At 31.5% G+C, this 720-nt stretch carries 2 protein-coding genes; both read left to right on the forward strand.

Annotated features, from left to right (window positions below):
* On the forward strand, window positions 1-109 hold a 109-nt coding region (locus B9N71_RS12740; RefSeq protein WP_143421998.1), incomplete at its 5' end, for an IS3 family transposase.
* 112 nt (window positions 110-221) lie between these two features.
* Window positions 222-575, forward strand: a complete 354-nt coding sequence (locus B9N71_RS02585) for a hypothetical protein (RefSeq protein WP_085164010.1) — start codon at window positions 222-224, stop codon at window positions 573-575.
* Window positions 576-720: the final 145 nt, after the last annotated feature.

Consider the following 720-nt stretch of genomic DNA (forward strand, 5'->3'; position numbering starts at 1 on the left):
TTACTACAAAACGAGGAAGCAGGCTAATAAAGCACTATTTGAATATATTGAAATCTATTATAATCGGATACGCCGTCATTCAGCCAATGGCTGGGTATCACCTGAATAATATGAACAACAATATTACCAAAACGAAAAATGATAGAGGCGGGCACTGTCTAATATTTTGGCGAGGATCAGGAAAACGAATCAGAATTCCAGGGAAATGTGGCGGGCGATAAATGAAAAAATTATATTTTCTAAAATACGGCAGTAATAAATCTAAAAAAGAGATAAGTGAATTGTTGAATAATAAATGGGATATAACTTGCTCTGAACATGATAGCTCTTATATTGGGGTGTACTTCTCTTACTGTGGTCTTTATGCGGACACATTAACTATTACAGATAATTATATCCCGCTATCTGACGAGTGGTTAGATGAAGAAAATAAAGAATTCTGTACATTAATAAAAGTATCTTTTATTAATGGGAAAAATTATGATAAATTAAGTAGATATAAGTTTTTAAAAAATGTATTTAATCAGGTCGATATACTATCGATGATAAGTGACGAATATTTTGAAGAAAATTAATCAATACTTGATAGGTTGTAGTAAAAACTCTCCTTGGATTATTTTGGCTTTTTACTTTCTTGACGTATTAGTAGGGCGTGTTGATCTTTCGTGATTATTTTTTATACGGCATGATGTGAGTTACAATAATTCAGCCAAAAACAAC

The organism is Gilliamella bombi, from assembly GCF_900103255.1.
GTDB lineage: Bacteria > Pseudomonadota > Gammaproteobacteria > Enterobacterales > Orbaceae > Gilliamella > Gilliamella bombi.